Below are 21,072 nucleotides of genomic sequence, written 5' to 3'. Positions count from 1 at the left end.
TAATTTGATCGCCCTCGGCCGGGTGTTCGACAGCTTGCGCTAATGCCATCCCGGGCAATGGAGCAATCGTTCCCATCAAAAGCATCGTCTTGATACAGGTTCTCATGTTTCTGCTCCGCGGCTCAGTTGGTGTGACGGACGATTCATTGGATCGGCTCCGCTCAGCTCTCGGCATCCGCTTTCATCGAGCGACTGGCGAGGAGAAAGCAAAGTCCGCCGGGCAGCAGTGCCGCAAAAGAGATCAGCATCGCGATGCGCAGGCCCATCGCCGATCCTTCGTGCGCGCCAAAAAAATCGCTGAGCACGCCGGTCAGCGCCGGCCCGCCGCCCAGGCCGATCGAATTCATCATGAAATAGAGCAGTGCGATCGCCGTCGCCCGGCGCGCCGATCCACAGATGATATGGATGCCAGCGAACAGCGATGGTCCCGCGCCGAACACCAGGCATCCGCCGATCAGCGCGCAGACGACGAAGATCGTGAGATCGTTGCTGAGTAGCGCGACGACATAGGCCGGCAGCGCCGCGATCATCAGCAACCCCGTCAGCAACGGCACTGCCGCGGGGGTGCGACGCCCGAGCCGGTCGGTCAGATAGCCACCAGCAAGTGCGCCGAAGATTGCAGTGACCGCCGAGACCGCGCCGTAGACCGTCCCTGCATGAGCCAGAGACAACCCGAAACTGCGAACGAGGTGCGACACGACAAATATCAGCGCGCCGTAACTCACAATTCCGAAGAACACGCCGCCACCGATCTGCCACAGAAAGCTGGGCTTGCGAGCGAGCGCTGCAATCGATGGACCGAGCCGCTCACCTGCACCCGAATGTGTCGCTCGCGGCAATATGTGGCGCGGCTCGCGCAGACCCAGGCTGGCGATCACAGCAATCAACAGGCTGGAGATGCCGAAGGTCACGAACATCGCACGCCAACCGAATCGGCTCGCAACCTGCGCCCCGCCAATCAGTGCTGCCGCATAGCCTGCCACCCCCGCCATGGCGAAGATTCCGATCGCCCTGCCCCGCACCTCCGGTGGAAAATAATCGGCGATCAGGCTTTGCGAAGTCGGCAACGCTCCCGATTCACCGCCGCCGACGGCAAGGCGGGCGAAAAACATTTGGGTAAAATTCTGCGCCGCGCCGCAGACCGCGGTCATGACGCTCCAGAAGGCGATCGAGATCGTGATGATCAGCTTGCGATTGCCGCGATCGGCCCATCGGGCGATCGGCAGCCCGAGCGTCGCGTAAAACAAGGCAAAGGCGACGCCGGTCAGCAGCCCCATCTGGGTATCGGTGGCGTGAAATTCGGCTTTGATCGGCTCGATCGCCACCGTCATGATCTGCCGATCGACATTGCTGACAGTCGAGACCAGAAACAACACAGCAAGCATCGACCAGCGCTGCCGCGACGAGAACAGCTGCCAAGGACGTTCGGCGATTGGGACAGCCACTTCCTCTGCGGCAGGCAATTCGGGTCGTCGCGAGATGTCTCCGACTGCATTCATCGTCGTGCTCCAATGCCGTCGCGGCGCGCTCGTCTCAAGCCAGTTTGTTCTTTACGATCTCGCCGGCGCGCATGATCAGATCGAGCTTGCGGCCATCAGCCGCGAGCAGCCCGATATCCTTCAACGGATCGCCGTCGACTACGATCAGATCGGCATAGGCCCCGGGCCTGACGCAGCCGAGCCTACCCTCCTGCATCAAAATCTCTGCGCCCATAGACGTGGCTTGACGCAGCATCTCGAACGGCGTGAACACTTCTGAGCGAAGCGTGAATTCGCGACATTGCTGATCGTAGGTCGACCCGAGCAGGTCGGTGCCGTAGCCCAGCTTTACCCCTGCATTGCGCATGTGTTGGAGACCTTCGATTGCCGAATCTGCGGCGATCTTGAGCTTGGCCATTGCCTCGGGTGTCATGCCGAGCTTCGCGCCGACCTCCATGCTCACGAAGATTACCGCCATCGTCGGAACGACATAGGCACCGCGCTCGGCGACCCATTGCGCTGTCTCCGCATCGATCAGCGTCGCGTGCTCGATGCAGCGAACGCCGAACTCGATCGAACGGCGGATGGCGCTGATTGGATGGCAATGCGCCGATACATAGGTTCGGCGCTCGACGCATTCGTTGACGATCGCGCGGATCTCGTCCTCGCGGAATTGATTCATCCACATCGGATCGCTCGGCGACATCACGCCACCCGACGCGGTAATTTTGATGCAATGGGCCCCGCGGCGCAGCTCTTCGCGCGATGCCTTGATGCACTCGTCGACGCCGTCGACAACGACGCCGCCCCAGTTCATCGACCCGCACGAACAATAACCGTGCGTATGGTACTTCTCGGCAGGCGTTCGATAGTCAACGTGCCCGCCGGTCATCGACAGCACCTTTCCTGCGTAAAAAAAGCGAGGCCCGCGGATCAGCCCATCGGCGATTGCCGAGGCAAGAGAATAATCGCCGCCGCCAATATCGCGCACCGTGGTGAACCCGCAATCCAACGCATGGCCAAGCTTCTTGATTGCGTGCGCTGTCCGGTAAGGAGCGTCACGGCTATCGACTACCTTTGCGTTCAAGTCCGAGAAATAGGAATGGATGTGCAGATCGATCAGACCCGGCATCAGCGTCTTGCCGGCGACATCGATCCGGGTGGCGTCATCGGCTGTTATCGGGCGATCGGCGACTTCTCGGATGGCGTCGCCTTCAATCAGAACCGACATGCCTTCGGCGCAATCCGCGGACACGCCATCGAATATCCGCGCATTCTCCAAAACTATCTGAGTCATGTTCAACGTTGCCCGTAATCAGCTGCTTCAATTAGCGACGCCCGCCCTGACGGTACGTCTCACTTTCTGAAAAGATACAACAAGGCATCGCTCAAAGCCGGCGCGACTACCGAGGTATGCGTGTGACCCTCATATACTTTTGACGCCCAAGCCAACTTATCGTTGGGCGTTCTATTCAGCGCGTTCACCAGGCGATTGTAGTTGCGGCCCATTTCTTCATAGAAGCCGACGCCGCCGTTGATCTCCAGCGATCCCATCGACAAGTACATCTTGGTCGGATGAGCCAGCTCACCTTTCAGAAGCGCTTCGAATTGCGCGACATAGTCCGTAGCGGTTTCAAAGATTCCGGGACTACCGAGCCAGTAACGGTCGAACAGTTTGGATTGCCTCAAAAAGGCGTAGAAGGTGAAGGTGCCGCCAAACGAATCGCCCAGAATGCCCGCGCGCTTGTTGGTCGTGTTGTACTTGGAGCGGATGAAGGGATCGAGCTCCTCCTCGAGGAAGGTCAAGAACTTGCCAGCGCCGCCCGGCGTTGTTTCAGGCGTAGTGGAGAATCTGTCTTTCAATGCAGATGGCACTTGGTCCGCCATCGTGTAGTCGCGGGTTCGCGCGTTTGGTTGCCCGATCGGATAGTCGACGCCGACGAGCAGCACCTGAGCAAATCCAGGATTGATGAGGTCCGCATATTGCAGCATGCAGATCGTAGCGGTGATACCCAGCGCAAATGACGCGTCCAGAACGTAGACGACATCGAGTGGCGGATTCTTGTCCGCCGGCGTGTGAGGCAGCCCTTTGGGCGGCGACCATACGCCGACCGCCATCTTGTCGCCCACCGCTTTTGAGTGATATTCAAACGATTCACTATCGCGCAGCGGCCATGGCTGTCCGGTGTTCTTGAAGCCGCTGAAATCTACAGTGCTTGCCAGTGCTCCGCCGAACTGCGGCGCACTCAAAGCAGCCGTCAACCCCACGCCTGACTCGAGAAACTCTCGTCGTCCAACCATTGATCAACCCTCCTGTATCGCCGGGTCAAAAATCAGAAGTCACTTCGAAACCTAACGTACGCGGGTAATCCAGCGTCTGTATGCCTGATCCAATCGTCACCGGATCATGTTCGTTCAGCAGATTCGTCCCGACGAAATACACTCCAAGCGAATCGATCTTGACGCCGATTCGAGCAGTCACCAGGTCGCGCTTGCCACCGAAGCCATCCGGGTTCGGCGGCACCGCGAGGTTGGCGAGAGAGCCGAAACCGCCACGCATTTCTTCAATGTGGTTGTAGGATGTGTTCAGGTGCGCAACCCAGCGACTATTGATCGGCCTTCTATAGTCAACGCCAACCGTCGCCGTCCAGTCAGGAACATAGGAAATCCGGTCACCCACCGCCGCGCCAGCGACGATGCCGGCCGGCGTGACGCTGGAGAATTCCGAGCTGTTCCAATTGCCGACGAGACTCAGCGTCAAACCTGGAATTGCCTTTGGCGTCGCCGTTATTGCGGCGTCAACGCCATAGATCTCGGCATCGCCTGCCGCGACCTGTGCATTCAGTACGATGAGATTCACGAACTCTCGAACGCGCTTCCAGTCCATGTAGTAAAGCGCGAGGTCGACAAAGACCTGGCCGCCCATCAGGCTTTGCTTGGTTCCCAGCTCGTAGTTCCACAACTTATCGGACGGTATCGAAGACGGACATCCGGGAGTAACCGCGCATAGCACGTTGGTGTTGGCCGTGCCGCCGCGGAATCCGTTCGAGATATTGATGAAGTACGTCGAAGTGTCGTTGGGGTAGTAGGCCAGATTGAAACGTGGATTTACGCTGTCGAATTTGAGCTTCCCCGAGCTCTCTGCAGTCGGGAACGCGCCCAGCGAGAGGGGCGGATCAAAAGCGGTCGTGGTCGTGCCGACGGTCGAGCTCGTCAAAAACAGCTCGGTCACGCTCAGCGAATCTGTTCTGAAGTCTTCTTCAAAGTACCGTAGCCCCACCAGGGGAACCAGCTTGCCACCGAAAAGCTTGTAGGAAACTTCGCCAAAGACTGCACGCGTGCTCCTCTCGCTAGCGGTAGTCCCCGTCGAGTTGATGATATACGTTGACCCGGTCGAGTCGGGAAGAAAGACTTCGGTACTCGAGTCAGTTGCCATATCGACATCGTCGTCCGTGACGAACAGCCCGAGGATCCAGTTCAACGGCCCCTTGTTTGCAGATACCAAACGGGTCTCGTTGCCAATGTAGGATCGCTCGGAAGCCGCGACGGAGCTCGAATCGGCGTACCCGACAAAGGAGACGTTGGACACCGTGTCGGTGTCCTGCTCGATGGAAGTCGTGACATTCGTCAAGCTGGCGAATCTAAAATCGTAGCTCACCGTCCCTGCCAGCATCCTGTACTTTGGGTCGTTGTCATCGTCGGGGCCGCTGGTCAGCCGCGTGCGGTCAAATGGATTGAACATCTGTGACGCCCCGAAATCCGTCTCGCTCAGCTGAAACAAAACATCGATCGACAGACGATCCGTTGCTGCATACTTAAGGCTGCTGCGGACACTCGTAATCGTTCCGCCGTCTTGATCCTCGGCGGAGGCTGGAAGGCCCAGCAAACCTGTATCGCCGAAGCCGCCAATCTTTTCGTAACCGCCCGCGACGCGTAGCGCCAGCTTGTCCCGGACCAGCGGGAAATTCATGGCCCCGTAGCCGTAATAAGAGTCAGAGCCGTCCTCGGTCGCGGACCAACCGCCAAACGCATTCCCTTCGAGTTCATTCAAGTCAGGCGCATTTGGAATGAAGCGGACCACGCCGCCCATCGCGCCATTGCCATACAGCGTCGACTGTGGGCCGCGCAGTATTTCGACACGCTCCATATCGTATAACCGCGCCGTGGGGGCCTGGACGGATTCGAAGAAGGCAGCCTCTCCAACGTAATATCCGGTCGTGCCGCCGGAAACGTTGCTGTTCTGGCCGACGCCGCGAATATTGATGACCTTCTGGGCTCTATTCCCGCTGCTTATTCCTTCATTGACGCTCGGCGCGAACCTTATGGCGTCGGCGATATCGAGAAAACCGCCATCCCGCAACATATCGCCGCCGAGCGCGGTCACGGAAATTGGCGCATCCTCGAGCGCCACCGCGCCAGACTTCAGTGCCGTGACCACGATTTCCTCCAGCGAACCCGATACATCTTCGGCACCGGTCAATCCACTGAAAGAACTGCTGGGAGGTTGGGAAGCGGCGCGGTCAGTGGAGGCCTCGGACGCCAGACGAATCAGCAGCACGCCCGATGGAGTGCGATCCGCTTTGAGGCCGCTACCCTGAAGCAGAATTTCCAGCGCCTGGTCGGTTGTATAGGTTCCGTCGACAGGTGCGCTCTGCTTGCCCGCAACCAGCTCCTTCGAGAACAGCAACTGCTCGTTGGCCGAAGTCGACAGCGACTTGAGCGCCTCATCGAGGCTCTGAGCAGGAATGGCGAACTCGTGCGTGATCGAGCGCGCCAAGGCGGGCTGGGCAGCCAAACCTGTCGCAGCTGCGAAGAGGATCAAGGAACAGGCTGTAGCGGAGGCTACCGCGGAAATGGGCCGAACGCCCTGGCGGAGCAGGTGTCGGACGCCCTCTCGGACGCTCATTGAGCCGAAGTTCTTCGCCGAGGTCGCACCGCCCTTCGACGCGGTTTTACTGTCGATCATTGTTCCACCCTGGTGATGTCAGCTTGTGCCGGAGAGATGTCGGACCTCTGCTCTGACAAGTTCTAAGGTAGCCAGGGCGACCGCAGTGGCGGTTGCGCTTGGCTTTCCTCGAACCCGCTGTATTGCTGATTCTGGAAAGTCGACTGTGATCGTTTATTCCGACGCACGACCAGGCGAAAGGCACAGCGCCTCTTGAAAAAAATCTCGCAGGACCATCCATTCACTAATGTCTTGACACTCGTGAATGGGTGGCGAACAATCATTCATGCGGTGGGTGTGCGCCGTGGCGGCCGCCCCGGCGCGTTTTTTCCAGCGTCGCGCCCGTTGGCGGACTTGTCAGTCCCGGGACGTCAGACGGATCTTCGATTCGCTCGTGCGATCGACTTGCACGGGAAAGTACGTCGCAATCGCCTCGACGAAAGCATTGGGATCCCCAGTATTGAAGGCGCCGCTGACACTTACGTTCGCTATTGCCGGATCTACGACGATCTGCAGCTGAGAGTAGCGGTTGACGCGCTCAGCGGCACTCGCCAATGGCTCGTTATCGAAGAACATCTTGCCCGCTTGCCAAGCCGTGGCTCGATCAACGTCAATCTTTGGCAGGACCAACCCCTGGCCGTCCCCTCTCACTCGTAAGCCCTCCCCGGCCTTGAGCTCGATGACGGCAGCACCACCTGGAGCGCCCGGTGTTTTTTTCTTGGCACCCGTTATCGACGCAGTCGACGCTTCGACCGTCGAGTCGACTCCCGTGATGGCGACACGGCCCTCGATCATCGAGACCAGCACATTCCCGCCGAGGAGCTCCACATTGAACTGGGTACCCAATGCGACGACGGTTTGATCTTGCGCACTGACACGGAACGGCCGAGTGGGATCCTTCGCTACATCAAACCGCGCCTGGCCCCGTTCAAGCGATACGAGCCGCTGATCCCTTTCATACTGCACGCGTACGCGAGAGTTGGCGTCGAGTGTCACGACGGAGCCATCTTCGAGCGTGAGCGCCCGGCGCTCCGCTACGCCCGTGTTAAAGACGCCGCGCTGGCTGTACCACCACCCAAGAGTGCCTATCACGGCAATGACCAATGAAGCCGCGATTGCCAAGTAGCGCGAAAGTGACCCGCGCTGCGCCGACCAACGACGGCGCGCTGCACGTCGAGCACTGTCCAAAGCATTGCGACGACCGACCATGACTTCGGGGGCCACGGAAAACTGTCCTAGCGCCGACCAAGTCGCAGCGACTCGCTGATATGCCACCTTGTTGAGCGGATCGTTATCGATCCAAGTCTGCAACCCGGGAAGATCCTCGACCTGGCCACGCTCGCGCAGGCGCAGGAACCACTGTGTGGCCTGCTCCAGATGAACTTCCGTCGGCTGGGCGGGAGCCTCTTGTGGACCGATGCGATTCATGGTTGGTACAACCGGCGAGTGAGGTGCATGAGGGCCTTTTCGAGCTGCTTCTCGACGCCACTCGCCGAGATTCCGTACATATCCGCAATCTCGCGGATCTTCAGGCCCTCGAACCGGTATAGATAAAACATCGTGCGGGTCCTTTCGCCAAGCTCATCCAGCGCCGAGAACGCTTCCTCGAGTGTCCTCTCACCCAGTACGACGCGCTCGGGGGACAAATCCACAGTGAGCACATCAACAAATTCCGCAACGGCTTCCGCCGGAATGGGCTCCGCGACTCCGTGCGTGTTTGCTCGACGCCACCGGTCGCGCAACAAGTTCACTGCAATGGAAAAGACCAAGGCCTCGGGATTTGCAATGGGCTTGCTCTCGAGACTCCGCAAAAGCCGTTCGAAGACATCCTGCGTCAAATCTTCGGCTTCCGGAGCGCTTCTGACCCGACGACCGAAGTAGGCCAGCAGCGGCAGCCGGAAGCGCCGATCCAGATGCGCAAGCAACTCGGCCCGGCTGTCCGGAGCACTTGTGGCGTCAGCAGCTGAGCTGTTCGGCGAGGCCAGAGGGTTCTTCACGCTGACAGGATGCCGCGTAGGGGAGCGCTGAAGCAATAGCGTGGCCGAGACTGACTTATTGCAGGTCGAACACTTTTCCTGGGTTCAGGATTCCGTTCGGGTCCCACGCATCTTTGACTTTGCGCATGAGCTCGACCACGGATGGGCCGAACTCGGCAAGCAACTTGTCGCGCTTTCCCATGCCGATGCCGTGCTCGCCTGTGCACGTGCCTCCGACACGGTGCGCAGTTTCGATCATGGAATCGTAAACACGATCCATGCGTGCGCGCTCGTCGTCATTGTTCGGATCGATTAGAAACAGTACGTGAAAGTTACCGTCGCCCACGTGTCCCAGGATCGGTGCAACCAATCCCTCCGCATCGATCTCAGCGCGCGCCTTCGCGACGCAATCGGCCAGATGCGAGATCGGGACACAAACATCGGCAACGATGCAATCTGTTGCCGGCCTCAATGCACGCGCCGCGAAATAGGCTGCATGCCGTGCCTTCCATAACGCCGCGCGACGCTGCTCATCGAATGCCCACTCGAGCCCGGCGGCGCCGTGAGATTTGACGACATCCACCGCCCGTTCGAACTGCTCGGTCACCGCCGCCTCGGTGCCCATGAACTCCATAAACAAGGTCGGCTGCTCGGGAAGCGACAGCTTCGAGTACGCATTACAGGCGCGCACCTGCAATTCATCGAGGAGCTCGAGGCGCGAGACGGGGGCGCCGATCTGGATCAGCTCCATGACCGTATCGACGGCGCCGCGCAGATCCGGAAATGAACAAACACTGCTACCGACCGCCTCGGGTTGACCGTGCAGCCGCAAAGTCACCTCAGTGACGATGCCGAGCGTGCCTTCCGATCCCGTAAACAAACGAACCAGGTCGTAACCAGCAGATGATTTACGCGCGCGATTGCCGCAGCGGATGATCTCACCATTGGCCAGCACCACTTCAAGCGCCATCACGTTCTGCGCGATCGTTCCATAGCGAATCGTGTTGGTGCCTGAAGCGCGCGTAGCGATCATGCCGCCGATCGAGGCGTTCGCGCCCGGATCGATGGGAAAATAAAACCCCGTATCGCGGAGCTGGGCATTCAGCTCTTCACGTGTGATGCCCGGTTGCACCACGCAGTCACCGTCGTCGTCACGCACTTCCAACACTTGATTCATGCGAGCAAGGTCGAGACAAATGCCGCCATACGGCGCACTGACATGACCTTCGAGCGAAGTCCCCGCGCCGAACGCAATCACTGGCACCCGCAATTCATTACAGACCTTGACGACGTGACTGACTTCGGCCGTACTCAGTGGCCAGATCACGGCGTCAGGCGGATAGCCCTGCGCGAACGCTTCGCCACGACCGTGTTGCTCGCGAACGGAGGCTCCAACGCTCAGGCGCTCGGCGAACGCGGGACGAAGTTGTTCGATTGCCTTCGCCACCCGTGCTTTCGCATCCGGCGTGTCGTACTTGCTCGATGACGTAGGCCGCAGTGACGCTCTCATGGCTGGGCACGCTCCGTAAGCTGCGCATCAGTCGCCAGCAACGCTTGCTCGACGCGCGATATCGAGGCGACCGACAGATCGAAGTGCATCGCCATCGCAACTCCAGCGCCGACCGCATCGCCTGAACAGACGCGCTCGACAATGGCCTCATGCGCATCGACGATCCGCATCAAGTCGGATTCGCTGCGGCGACTGCCGAGATCTATATGCATGAGCTGCTCGAGCGGCGCGCGCAATGCAGTCAACAACAATGAATTAAGCGGATTGAGACTGGCCTCGGCCAGTGTGGTGTGAATGGCCATGTCGGCAGCCATGCGGCGCGCATGATCACGATCGCTGTGCGCAGAGCGCATTTGCTGGACGAGCTCATGCAACACGCGCTTCTGAGCGTCGGTGGCATGACGAGCGGCGAGCTGCGCGCCCTGCACTTCAATGGCACGGCGCATTTCGATCACATGAGCGGCGTTGACCTGGGCCGTGTTGAGCGCATAACCAAACACTTGCGCGAGCACATGTGCGCTCATCGGTTGCAGACGCGGTCGGCGGCCGCTTTCGATTTCGAGAATGCCCAGTGCGGCCAACGTCCGGTAAGCCTCTCGCACGCTGCCGCGGCTCACGGACAACTGCTTGCAGATCTGCACTTCGCTGGGCACGGCATCGCCCGGCTTCAGACTTTCGCGGCAGATGAGATCTAGCAGATGCCGTGCCACCTGCGCGGACAGTGTCGGCCGCTGCGGCGTCGGTACGGAATGAAGTGAGCCCACCGATTCCCCCCTTTTCAACTTCGGGCCAATCTAGCAGCGGCATTTCAAACCTGTCAAACAAGTTACCGCGTTATAGCGTTCTCCGCCGGGCGCTTTAGCATATTCTGGGCCTCACCTGTCCAATAGGAATGAGACATCGGAGCCGATTTCAGACCGATGTAGTCGAGGTATGGCGGGCACTCGGGAGTGTCGCCGATCAGCTCGGATCCCAGGATCTGCGTACCGCTCGAATGCCCACCCAGACCGCCGCTACCACCATCGGCGCCACAATGCCGAGCACGAGATTCACATCCACCAAGACCACGTGTGCGAGCGCCTTGCTGACATAGCCGAGGATGCCGATGGCGTAATAGCTGATCGCAAGCACCGAGAGCCCTTCGACGGTCTGCTGTAGCCGAAGCTGCAGCGTGGTCCGTTGATTCATGGAGACCAATAGATCCCGGCTCTGCTTGGCCAGCGTCGTTTCTATCCGGGTACGAATCAAAGAGCTGCTGAAGGCCGCTCGCTGCGACAGATCCTCCAGCCGCTGTTCGAACGACTCGCAGGTTCGAACCGCCGGCGTCAAGCGACGCTCGGTAAAGTCCGTGAGCGTTTGGTATCCAGGCACTGCGCGAGGACGGAGGTCGCGTAACCGATCGCCCACCAACTGCGCGTAGGCGCGCGTCGCGCTCATTCGATAGCGAGTGTCCTCAATCAAGCGCGCGAGCTCAGCGGACAAGCGCGACAGCTCGTGGAACAACTGTTCATCATCGGCACAGCCCTGCGCTATCTCGCGAGTCAGAGATGCAAGCTTCGTTTCCATCTTCGACAATTCAGGTGAAAGCGATTGCGCCACCGGCAGCGCCAGCAGCGCCATGTTCCGGTAGTTGCCGAGCTCCTGCAGTCGCTGAACCAGGCGCGCAGTGTCACCGGCACTGGCGCAGGCACGATCGTGGATCAGCAGTCGACCAAAGCCATCGCGATGGACGCGAAAGTTCGACCAGATTCGCGCGCGCCAACCGAGCACATCGCAACACACTGCCTCTTCCATATTGAAGAACGTCTGCAGTTGTTCAGAGGACAATCGCGTCGCGCGCCCCACAACGGCAACCTGCGTGGCCCGAATCGTCTGCCCGGGTAGCGACTCGATCCAGTCATGCGGCAACTCGTATAGGACGGGCCGCTCGAACGGATGCTCGAACTCTCCAGACTTGATGAAGCTCCACGTAGTGAACTCCGTATGCGATTCCCACACAAAGTCGATATCACGAAGTCGCACCGAGAAGTAGCGCCCCTTCGGAGGCGATGTTGCGCCATAACGCGCGCACAATGCTTCTGCGCACTGACGACTTCGCGCAGCGATGTCGTCTCCCTCATACATGACAAGTTGAGTGATGCGCGTGGGCGCGGAGAACGATGGAAATCGCCGTACGTGCAACTCCTCGATGAGCGCACGCCGCAGCGGATGTTCCCGGCGCGACAGCAAATCGCTAACAGGCTCGAGCGCCAGCCGGTCGACGACCGGAGCGCTGGCGAGCTTCTCGGACTCAATTCTGGACGATGCGAAAGAGGACATGCGAACGATGTGCCGAGGAACCCGGATAAAGACGCAGCATCCGAGCTCATCCACAACGCGAGTCAGCACGGAAACTGCGCTGTCCGGCTTGCGGATTCGTTTGCATTGGCTATTCTATACACTACTGTATGGCCACTTAGAGCCGGTCTTGAGCGCGAAAATCATCGATGGGGTCAAGCACGCCAGGCAACTGCGAGCTGATCTGTCCGCTCAGATTTCCGACTTCGTCGCGCAAACGGGCCATCGGCCAAAGCTCAAAGTCATTCTGGTCGGCAGCGATCCAGCCTCGCGCCTGTACGTCTCAAATAAAGCTAGGGCTTGCCGTGACGTCGGCATCGAATCGGTCACTATCGAACTATCCTCGTCGGTGACGCTGCCGGAACTGCTCGAAGTCATCGACGCGGCCAATGAGGATTCGACGGTCCACGGTATCCTGGTGCAATTACCGCTGCCTCCGCACCTGCCAGTACGCGCTGTACTCGAACGAATCTCCGTCGACAAAGATGTGGATGGTTTTCACATGTACAACGTCGGCGGCTTGGTCGTGGGCTCAACTGTGTTCTCGCCGTGCACGCCCTACGGAGTCCAGAAACTGCTGGAAGCGGAACAGATACCCATTGCTGGACAAAATGTGGTCGTGGTCGGCGCCAGCAACATTGTGGGCAAGCCGACTGCCTTGATGCTGATGCAACGTGATGCCACTGTTTGCATCTGCCACGCAAAAACACGCGATCTCGCTCAATTTACGATTCTTGCCGATATTCTGGTGGTCGCCGCTGGCCGCCCGGGTCTCATTCTCGGGCCGATGGTCAAGACCGGCGCCGTCGTGATCGATGTGGGCATCAATCGATTGCCAGACGGCCGCATCGTCGGCGATGTCGACTTCGACGCAGTTCGCCAAAGGGCCTCGCACATTACTCCGGTGCCGGGAGGCGTCGGCCCCATGACGATTACCATGCTCCTACACAATACCTTAGTCGCCGCTCGTGCCCTGACGGGCAAGGCACTAAGCAGCTGATTCTCGGAATCAACGATCCTGCCTCAACGCACTGGACACTGGACGCCAGCATTGCGCAAAGCCGCCGTGGCTTGACTCACGTGCTTCTCGACCATGCTGACTGAAATCCCCATCTGCGCGGCAATCTCGGTACGCGGACTCTCTTCCATTCGATACAACAAGAACGCCTCGCGGGTACTGGGCCGAAGCTTCGCCAGCGTCTCGGCAACGAGGCCGAGCATCTGAATCGATTCCACCATACCCGAGGGCTCTCCCTCGCCCATGTCGGAGAACTGCAATTCCTCGGGCCGCACCGTGCTGCTAATCATGCGGGTATGCGCCCGACGGCTGCGATCCTTGACCAGGTTCCAAGCCATCTTGAACGCAAACGCTTTGAAACTGCGAATCTCTAGCGGCGCGCCTTTGCGCCACAGACGCAAGAAAATCTCCTGCACAAGATCCTCTGCGTCATCCCTCGAGCGGCACTGCTGCACCAGGAACGCTCGCAGTGGCGCCTGCAAGCCTCGGAACACGTCTGCCATTCGCTGGTTTGCAACGCCGCCTGCCGAGTGTTGCAGCTCGCGCATTCTGTCGACTGCTACTGCCATAAATGTGTTCCCCAACCCACTTTTGTCGGGCGGATGCTGGCGCCTCGACCACATACATATCTGTATGTTCGTTCGAGCATACAACAGGTCCATCCGTCCCGTACAGAAGTGTTTAGAGCCCGGCGCTGCCAGGCAATAATCGCCGTGTGCGGCCGGGGATCGGCTTGTGCCGCTCAGCCTGGAATCACGAGCGCAAAACGACGGTGCGATTGCCCGTGATGAAGATGCGGTGCTCGGCATGCCAGCGCACGGCGTTGTTCAGCACGATCGCTTCGATGTCATGCCCTATTTCCAACAGATCATCGGGCTGCTGGCTGTGATCCACACGCTGGACGTTCTGCTCGATGATTGGCCCTTCATCCAGATCGGCTGTTGCGTAGTGAGCGGTAGCACCGATGATTTTCACGCCACGTTCGTATGCCTGGTGGTAAGGCTTCGCGCCCTTGAAGCCCGGCAGGAAGGAGTGATGGATGTTGATGCATCGGCCGGCGAGCCTCCGGCACATGTCGTCGGAGAGGATCTGCATATATCGAGCAAGCACGAGCAGCTCCGCGCCGCTCGACTCGAACAGAGCGAGAATGCGTCCCTCCTGTTCGGCCTTCCGGCCAGGCTCCATGGGATAGTGATGGAAAGGCAGGCCGTACCATTCAGTGAGCCTTCGGTGGGTCTCGTGATTGGAGAGCACGCCGACAATATCGATCGGCAACGTTGCGTTGCTCCAGCGATGCAGCAAACTGTTCAGACAGTGCCCTTGCTTCGACACCGCCACCAACACCTTACAACGACGTTCGGCGTCGTACAGTCCCCAATCCATGGAATATCGATCGGCGGTAATCTCGAACTCGCGACGAAGCGTTGCCAACGGGGGCAACTCGTCCCCCATGAACGTCGTGCGCATGAACGAACGTTGCGAGAGCGCATCGACGAAGTGTGCCGCTTCGATAATCGAACCCGAACGCTCGGCGATGAAATTGGATATGGCGGCGACGATTCCCGTGCGATCGGGACAAGACATGGTTAGCGTGAACTGCGGCATGATGTTTCGGTCAATAAAGGATCGCGGAGCGAATGGCACATCCACTGCCTGAGGTACTCTCGCAGGCTTCGGTCGTAGTAGAGATCGAACGAAGTATTCGCGTGGCGATGGGCCACCACAGGAACAGCGGCAAACCGGGCGCGTATGCACTGCGCAGACCAGTCGATGCTGGCCCCCATCGACAGCAGTGTCGGCGCCCTCTCGCCGTCCACCGTGGCGCAGCTGAGGCCCGCGGAAACATCCACGGCGTGATGGCTCAGACCAGCGAATTCGGTCGCGCACATCGCGATCAACTTCTCCGCAGAGAGATGATCACTCAGCAGCAACCACTGATCCGGGCCCAGCCACAGCGCCGTCATCTCTCCCGTCGTCTTTGCCTCCAGCGGCCCTGGCAGCCCGCGGCGAGTGGCTTCCTGAATCACCGACATGCCGGTGCGCAAGCGAACCTTGGCGCGCCGCGAATGGGCGTCGAATTCAACCAGATGCTTAGCCATTCATGCGCTCTCCGGAGGGATCGAAGAAGGCGGGCTTGACGATACGGGCTTGCACCGTGCGCCCCTCATCAAAGACCGTGACCGTCTCATCGATGCGGGCGTGGCCACCTTCTAATAGGCCGAGCCCGATGAAACGGCCCAAGGTCGGACTGAAGCCCGCCGACGTGACGAACCCCTCGCTTCGCTTCATCGGCGCGGGACTGGTGATGATGTGGGCCCCGGCCACCAACGAGGAGCCGGTCGTCAGCACCTCCAACCCTACGAACTGTCGCCGTGATGTGGCTTGATCGTGCGCGCGCATGAGCGAACGGCGACCGACGAAATCACCGACCTTCTTTTGGATCATGGGACCAAATCCGAGGTCGAGCGGATTGGTCGTCCCATCCGTATCCGAACCAACGTGCAGGAACCCCTTCTCCAGACGCAGGATCAGCCACGCCTCCAGGCCGATCGGGGTGATGCCGAACTGCGCGCCCCGCTGCATGAGCTCTTGCCAGAGCTCTTCGGCCTCATCAGCGGGAACGCTGATCTCATAGCTCAGCTCGCCAGTGAAACTCACACGCTGCACGCGAGCACGCCTGCCACCGATCCGGCCTTCGCGGAAGCTCATGTGTGGAAACGCCGCAGCCGAGAAATCGATATCGCTAGGGAACTGTTGTAACAACGCACGCGCTGACGCCCCCGCCAACGTGAGCACCGCCCATTGGCTCGTGACTGGCATCAGCACCAGATCGAGCTCCGGCCATTCACATTGGTGCCATTCATCGAGCCAACCGGCGATTCGCTCGGCATTGCCGCTCGTGGTACTCACCAGATAGTGCTCTGGCGACAGACACGCGAATACACCATCGTCGATGACAATGCCGTTCTCGTTGAGCATCAACCCATAGCGCACCTTGCCGGGCTGCAAGGAGGTGACATTGTTCAAGTAGATGCGATGAAGGAAACGGGCAGCATCCCGGCCACGCACTTCAATCTTGCCGAGCGGCGATCCTTCGAAGAGACCGAGCGCGGAGCGAACGGCCTTGACCTCGCGATTGATCGCTACATCGCGATTCTCGCCAGCACGCAGGTAGCACGCAGGCCGTTTCCACCCGCCGTAATCGTCAAGTTGCGCAGCATGTGTGACGTGCCACTGGTGCGCGGGCATGTGACGTGGCGGCGCGTACAAGTCGCCTCGGGCGTCGCCGCTGATCGCTCCGAACGTCACAGGCATGAACTGAGGGCGGTAGGTCGTCGTACCCAAGGCGCCAATGTCACGCCCCGTCACTTCGGAGAGCACCGACAACGCATTCAGATTGCTGGTCTTGCCCTGATCCACCGCCATGCCATTGGTCGTATAGCGTTTCAGGTGTTCAACGGCGGCGTAGTTTTCGCGCGCGGCCAGCTCGATGTCCGACGCGGTGACATCGTGAAGCAGATCCACCCATTGGCGAGCGCTCCGAGTTTGTGGGGCTCGGCGAATAGGTTGAATGCCGTTTGTTGCCGTTCGGTATTCGCTCGAGGCGCCGCGTGGCACGGGTTGACTTTCTCGAGGTGAGCATGCGGCTTCACGGCCGGCGCGAGCACCGCTGGCAATGGCACTCAGCGCAGCAAACTCCGCATTCGCGGCGCCGACAATCCTTACGCGCTGACGACAACTGTCGGGAACGATGCAGGCGAGTGAAGTGTCATATCGCACCCTACCACCCGCTTGTGAATACAGATGAACCGTCGGATTCCATCCGGAGGAAACGGCGAGCGTATCGCAAGAAATCCAAACGCCGTTGTCCCTCAGCCGGAAACCATCACTAGAGATGGCATGGACAGCGACAGCGCGCAAGGTAGTTGTACCGCGCGTGTCTACAACCATCGAGGAGCGAAGAACCTTGAGGCCGCGGCGCTTGGCCTCTTCCTCAACTTCGGCCGTCACGCGCTCACGCGCGTCGACGATCGCTGCGACTTCGACGCCCGCATCATGCAGGTCGAAAGCCGTGCGATACGCATCGTCATTATTGGTCGCAACCACCGCCCGACGACCGGCAGCCACCCCATAGCGATGCAGATACGCTCGCACGGCGCCAGCGAGCATGATGCCCGGGCGATCGTTGTGAGCAAACATGAGCGGCTGTTCGATCGCCCCCGTGGCGAGGATCACCTCGGTTGCTCGGATCGTCCAGAATCGCTGCACCGGTCCGGTCGGATGTTCGTTGTCCGAAAGATCGAGCGCGGTGAGCACGTTGTGATCGTAGTACCCGGCGACCAGGGTTCGCCGCAGGATCGTAACCTGGCTCGAGGCCTTCAGCTCGCCCACAACTTCGCCAATCCAACTTTGAGAACTTCGACCGTCGATCGGAGTTCGCTCGCACAGCGCTCGGCCGCCGAGCTCAGCATCCTGTTCGATCAAGGTCACGCGAGCGCCCGCACGGCTCGCTTCCAAAGCCGCGCTGAGGCCTGCAATGCCCGCGCCCACCACGAGCACATCGCAACGCAGGTTGTGTCGGAAGAATGCAGTTTTGTCCTCCCCCGTGGGCAAAGTGCCCAGGCCCGCCATACGCCGAATCGCGCTCTCGTAGGTATGCCAGCCGGGCCACTTGAAGGTCTTGTTATAGAAGCCAGCCGGTAACAACGCGTGCGCATGATCGAAGATGCGCGCGAGATCAAAGTCAACGCTCGGAAAACAGTTTTCGCTGGTGACGACCATACCTTCCACCAGCGGCTGCATCGTTGCACGCACGAGCGGCACGGCCGCGCCGTTGATCTCGACGCGTAAAAGCGCATTCGGCTCCTCGAAGCCTGCTGAAAAGATGCCGCGCGGTCGGTGATACTTGAAGCTGCGTGCGACAACACTGATCCCGTTGGCGAGCAGTGCCGAGGCAAGTGTGTCGCCAGCGTGACCGCTCAGAAGACGGCCGTTGAAGGTGAACGATAGCGAGCGTGAACGGTCGAGCTGACCGCCTTGCGCCAGCCGATAGGCTCCGGAGCTACTCATGACAAACCTTCTCCGACCGAACGCATTGCTCGCGAAACCGGCTCACGTGTCTGCGCCGACTCGACCTTCGACAACTGAGGTTTTGCCGCGCCCATCGGATACACCGCGAGGATCTCGTGCGTCACCGTGTCGCGCGCCACATTGAACCAACGGCCGCAGCCGTACGAATGCAGCCAGCGCTCGAAAGCAATCCCCTTCGGATTAATGCGATTGAACAAGTAGTCCGCCCAGGCGACATCACTGGCCTCGAGCGTGGGACGGGTGACGTGCGACTCGCCTCCGAATCGATATTCCTCTTCATCGCGCATGCCGCAGTAGGGGCAGTGGATTTGCAGCATCAGTGAGCCACCCCTGCAGCGGCGCCTTCATCGATCAATGCTCCACTCACGAACCGCTCCAGGCAGAACTTCGCGATCAGCGGATGCGCCTGGCCGGTCGCCACCGTATGCGCCATGGTGTCGCCGCCGGCCGGGATTGCTTTGTAACCTCCTGTGCCCCAACCGCAGTTGATATAGAACCCCTCGATTGGCGTACGTCCCATGATTGGCGTCGTATCGGGAGTGATGTCGACGATACCGGCCCACTGACGCATCAACCGCAATTGCCGAAACGCCGGGAACAGCTCGAGCAGCGCCGTCACATTGTGTTGAAAGGCAGGCAGACCGCCGCGCTGCGCGTAGCTGGTGTAGACATCTGCTCCACCGCCGAGCACCAACTCGCCGCGATCGGATTGGCTGACATACATGTGCACGGTTGGTGAAAGCACGACCGTATCGAGGCAGGGCTTGATCGGTTCGCTCACCATGGCCTGCAGCGCCATGCTGTTGATCGGCAAACGCAGCCCAAGCTTACCGGCCAGCACCGTCGAGTGCCCCGCAACCGACAGAACGACGCTGCCCGCGCCGATGGTGCCGTTTGGGGTTTCGACCCCGACGACCCGTCCACTTTGCCGATGGAAGCCGATGACCTCGCATTGCTGGATGATGTCGACACCGAGTGCATTGGCTGCACGCGCGTAGCCCCATGCAACAGCATCATGCCTGGAGATGCCGCCGCGCCGCTGAATAAATCCGCCGTGCACGGGAAATCGCCCCTCGAGGTCCATCAAGGGGACGAGCTTCTTGATCTGCCCCGGCGTCATCAGCTCCGAATCGATCCCATTCACCTGGATCGCGTTCGCCCAGCGACGCAAGCTTTCGAGTTCATGATGACTGTGCGCGACCGTCAGAATGCCGCGCTGACTCAACATCACGTTGAAGTTGAGCTCACGGCTCAAGCCCTCGTAGAGCTTAAGTGAATGCTCATAAAACGCGGCGCTTTCCGGCCAGAAGTAGTTGGAGCGCGTCACCTGCGTGTTGCGCCCGGTGTTGCCCCCGCCCAGCCAGCCTTTGTCGATGACGGCAACGTTGCGGATGCCGTGCTTCTTGGCCAGGTAGTAGGCGGTCGCGAGGCCCTGGCCACCGGCTCCTACAATGACCACGTCATAGGCCTTGCGGGGAGTGGGAGTGCGCCACGCCTGACTCCAGCGCCGGTGTCGGCCCAGCGCTCCGGAGAGTAGAGACAAAAACGAATAGTGACTCATCGACAAACAGCTGCTTCTAGAACCTGGTCGGCACTAAGACGCAGCAACACGCACGACACACAGCAGACCTTTGTTGGGAAAGAGGCGCGGGCACGATCTCTCAGCTCCGGGCAGGTATCTCAATGTACGTGGCGCCTGCGCTCGGCGCTCAATCCCGTATGGATTGGTACGTGACATTTACTTTTGAATAGATCCGCACTGGCTCGCGTGCAGGTTCGACGCGGCGATTGCAATCGCAGAGCGATGAATCGGATTCGATGACATGGGCTGAGAGAGTTCATGGTAACGCAGTCGATCTAGGTACTCGCAGTCGGCTCGTGCATCACCGAGACCGCATCGGCCCGAATGACTTGGTGCATGCCGTACGCCGGTACTAGAAGACGCAGGACCGGCGCCAATCCACAACAACCACATAGCAGGTCCCATACAGGGCTCCATACACTGCTGTCGGGTCATTTGGTGCTACGATTCGGCCATGAAAACGAAATCTCGGCAGCGGGCCTCATCCCCGGCACCGCGCATGCCCGCGGCGCCTGCGCCCAAACGCGAGCCTCTGGGGCGCCAAGCCTGGCTCGATGCGGCAAGGCAGGCCCTCATTGAGGAAGGTACGGCGGGTGTCGAGATCAACAAGCTGGCCAAGCGCCTCAACTCGAGCCGCGGAGGCTTCTACTGGTTCTTCAGCAGTCGTCAGGAGCTGTTGGACGAGCTCGCCTCGTACTGGGCGGAGACCAGCACCGCATTGTTCGAACAGCTCCTGCAAAAGCCGAGACGCAATGGAATCGAGGAATACCTGGGGTTGGTCGAACTGTGGATCCATGAGAGCGACTACGATCCGAAGTGGGATGGCGCCGTTCGGGATTGGGCTCGCACGTCCGAAAGCGTGCGCAACGTGGTCGCCGCAGTCGACCAGCGGCGGATCGCAATCCTGGAACAGATCTTCAAGGACATGGGGTATCAGGGTAAGGAAGCCCACGTTCGCGCGCGCATCATGTACTACCACCAGGTGGGCTACTATGCACTGGGTGTCCAGGAGTCCCGCAAGAAACGTCTCGAGCTACTGCCCTATTATCACAAGGTCCTGACCGGACGGGATCAGTAGCCCCATATTCCACAACGCCGGCACGCGCAGGCGGGGACCTGCCTCCCTCCACGACCG

17 protein-coding genes are annotated in these 21,072 nt (G+C 59.9%); 2 read left to right on the top strand and 15 right to left on the bottom strand.

Annotated features, from left to right (window positions below):
- Window positions 1-161: 161 nt before the first annotated feature.
- The 9 genes from VGD45_RS10585 to VGD45_RS10545 all read right to left on the bottom strand — a co-directional run bounded on the left by VGD45_RS10585 (window position 162) and on the right by VGD45_RS10545 (window position 12,228).
- Window positions 162-1,385, bottom strand: coding sequence for an MFS transporter (locus VGD45_RS10585; protein ID WP_331155300.1), 1,224 nt, complete (start codon window positions 1,383-1,385; stop codon window positions 162-164).
- A 148-nt stretch (window positions 1,386-1,533) separates the two neighbouring features.
- Complete coding sequence (locus tag VGD45_RS10580; RefSeq protein ID WP_331155299.1) at window positions 1,534-2,775, bottom strand: metal-dependent hydrolase family protein; 1,242 nt, start codon at window positions 2,773-2,775, stop codon at window positions 1,534-1,536.
- A 59-nt stretch (window positions 2,776-2,834) separates the two neighbouring features.
- Window positions 2,835-3,746 (bottom strand): alpha/beta hydrolase, encoded by a 912-nt coding sequence (locus tag VGD45_RS10575; protein ID WP_331155262.1) that lies wholly within the window; start codon window positions 3,744-3,746, stop codon window positions 2,835-2,837.
- Window positions 3,747-3,804: 58 nt separating this feature from the next.
- Window positions 3,805-6,444, bottom strand: a complete 2,640-nt coding sequence (locus VGD45_RS10570; protein WP_331155261.1) for a TonB-dependent receptor domain-containing protein — start codon at window positions 6,442-6,444, stop codon at window positions 3,805-3,807.
- 336 nt (window positions 6,445-6,780) lie between these two features.
- Entirely contained in the window at window positions 6,781-7,851 is a 1,071-nt protein-coding gene (locus VGD45_RS10565) for a FecR family protein (RefSeq protein ID WP_331155260.1), read from the bottom strand.
- The gene (locus VGD45_RS10560) at window positions 7,848-8,420 is read right to left on the bottom strand and encodes a sigma-70 family RNA polymerase sigma factor (protein WP_331155259.1); all 573 of its coding nucleotides are present in this window, start codon (window positions 8,418-8,420) and stop codon (window positions 7,848-7,850) included. Before VGD45_RS10560 ends, VGD45_RS10565 begins: the two co-directional genes overlap by 4 nt.
- Window positions 8,421-8,475: 55 nt before the next feature.
- Complete coding sequence (locus VGD45_RS10555) at window positions 8,476-9,909, bottom strand: FAD-binding oxidoreductase (protein ID WP_331155258.1); 1,434 nt, start codon at window positions 9,907-9,909, stop codon at window positions 8,476-8,478.
- Window positions 9,906-10,673: a FadR/GntR family transcriptional regulator gene (locus VGD45_RS10550; protein ID WP_331155257.1), complete on the bottom strand. Its 768-nt coding sequence runs from the start codon at window positions 10,671-10,673 to the stop codon at window positions 9,906-9,908. Before VGD45_RS10550 ends, VGD45_RS10555 begins: the two co-directional genes overlap by 4 nt.
- Window positions 10,674-10,869: 196 nt before the next feature.
- A complete protein-coding gene (locus VGD45_RS10545) occupies window positions 10,870-12,228 on the bottom strand; it encodes a DUF3422 domain-containing protein (RefSeq protein WP_331155256.1) in 1,359 nt (452 codons plus the stop codon).
- A 148-nt stretch (window positions 12,229-12,376) separates the two neighbouring features.
- Between VGD45_RS10545 and folD the strand changes: the two genes are divergently transcribed.
- Window positions 12,377-13,246 (top strand): bifunctional methylenetetrahydrofolate dehydrogenase/methenyltetrahydrofolate cyclohydrolase FolD, encoded by an 870-nt coding sequence (gene folD / locus VGD45_RS10540; protein WP_331155255.1) that lies wholly within the window; start codon window positions 12,377-12,379, stop codon window positions 13,244-13,246.
- 23 nt (window positions 13,247-13,269) lie between these two features.
- Here folD and VGD45_RS10535 read toward each other — a convergent pair whose 3' ends face one another.
- The 6 genes from VGD45_RS10535 to VGD45_RS10510 form a co-directional block, all read right to left on the bottom strand.
- Window positions 13,270-13,833, bottom strand: coding sequence for an RNA polymerase sigma factor (locus VGD45_RS10535; RefSeq protein WP_331155254.1), 564 nt, complete (start codon window positions 13,831-13,833; stop codon window positions 13,270-13,272).
- Window positions 13,834-14,017: 184 nt separating this feature from the next.
- Complete coding sequence (gene purU, locus VGD45_RS10530; RefSeq protein WP_331155253.1) at window positions 14,018-14,869, bottom strand: formyltetrahydrofolate deformylase; 852 nt, start codon at window positions 14,867-14,869, stop codon at window positions 14,018-14,020.
- Complete coding sequence (locus VGD45_RS10525; protein ID WP_331155252.1) at window positions 14,851-15,363, bottom strand: hypothetical protein; 513 nt, start codon at window positions 15,361-15,363, stop codon at window positions 14,851-14,853. The genes purU and VGD45_RS10525 overlap by 19 nt, the downstream gene beginning before the upstream one ends.
- Window positions 15,356-18,334: a sarcosine oxidase subunit alpha family protein gene (locus VGD45_RS10520; protein ID WP_331155251.1), complete on the bottom strand. Its 2,979-nt coding sequence runs from the start codon at window positions 18,332-18,334 to the stop codon at window positions 15,356-15,358. The genes VGD45_RS10525 and VGD45_RS10520 overlap by 8 nt, the downstream gene beginning before the upstream one ends.
- Window positions 18,331-18,672, bottom strand: coding sequence for a sarcosine oxidase subunit delta (locus VGD45_RS10515; protein WP_331155250.1), 342 nt, complete (start codon window positions 18,670-18,672; stop codon window positions 18,331-18,333). The genes VGD45_RS10520 and VGD45_RS10515 overlap by 4 nt, the downstream gene beginning before the upstream one ends.
- A complete protein-coding gene (locus tag VGD45_RS10510; RefSeq protein WP_331155249.1) occupies window positions 18,672-19,916 on the bottom strand; it encodes a sarcosine oxidase subunit beta family protein in 1,245 nt (414 codons plus the stop codon). Before VGD45_RS10510 ends, VGD45_RS10515 begins: the two co-directional genes overlap by 1 nt.
- Before the next feature lie 475 nt (window positions 19,917-20,391).
- On the opposite strand from VGD45_RS10510, the gene VGD45_RS10505 reads away from it, so the two are divergent.
- The gene (locus tag VGD45_RS10505; protein ID WP_331155248.1) at window positions 20,392-21,015 is read left to right on the top strand and encodes a TetR/AcrR family transcriptional regulator; all 624 of its coding nucleotides are present in this window, start codon (window positions 20,392-20,394) and stop codon (window positions 21,013-21,015) included.
- Window positions 21,016-21,072 lie beyond the last annotated feature (57 nt).

This window comes from Steroidobacter sp. (genome assembly GCF_036402275.1).
GTDB lineage: Bacteria > Pseudomonadota > Gammaproteobacteria > Steroidobacterales > Steroidobacteraceae > Steroidobacter.
This window is presented reverse-complemented; position numbering and strand designations above follow the sequence as displayed.